General features: G+C 44.6%; 1 pseudogene. It reads right to left on the reverse strand.

The annotated features are described in order from the left end of the window. Positions 1-746, reverse strand: a pseudogene (locus R7R24_RS26140) (capsular biosynthesis protein); the annotation flags it as partial. Positions 747-794 lie beyond the last annotated feature (48 nt).

Below are 794 nucleotides of genomic sequence, written 5' to 3' on the forward strand. Positions count from 1 at the left end.
AGGATATTGGTGAAAATGCTGCCAATCCACACTTGCTTCGCAGAGGAGATCAGTTCGATATTTGTTGTCGGGGTCGGCTTTTGATATTGACCAGAGCTAAACCATTTAGTCGTTGAAGCAATACTGACGATCAGACTCGCCAGCAGCAATGCCGCCATTAGGCTGTTGATGCTTTGTAAGTGCAGTGTGCTCAGGCCAATAATGAACAAAACCATGAGCACACTGACGCCGAGTTGAAGCGCGAATAGGGATGGCACCACCATTTTACTTGCTTGTAAAACACGGCTGTTGGTTTGTCCTAATACGAGGAAAGGTACGCACATCAGCGCGAGCGTAATCGCCACTATTGGACTGTTGGTTTGATTCAGTTGATTTGGAAAAAGGTAAAAGCCGACAAATAGAGTAACGGCAGCCATGAAACAAAATGTGATACTGCGAGTTAAAGCCGTCCAATAGTTGTCACTTTGCTGTTGAATATCTCCGTTGCTAAACGCGATAGCGTTGAATCGGACTAAAGCAACGTCGAAGCCTCGCTGAGAAATAATGGCTGTGAGCGATACGAGATTGAATAAGAAGAAAAACTGACCTGAAGTGGATGCATCGGTTGTGCGCGACACGATGAGCGTAAGCAAAAAGGCAAATAATGCACTGAAAACTCGCGTGATTGCCGTTTTCATGCCGAGTGACAGCAAGTTCTTTTTGCCACTCGGCATAAGTAGCAGTTTTTGTTGAATGGCTTGAAACATTCTATTTCTCTAACTATAAATGTTGTTTAGAGCGAGGCGTTGTTTTTC

Source organism: Vibrio sp. 704 (genome assembly GCF_033339295.1).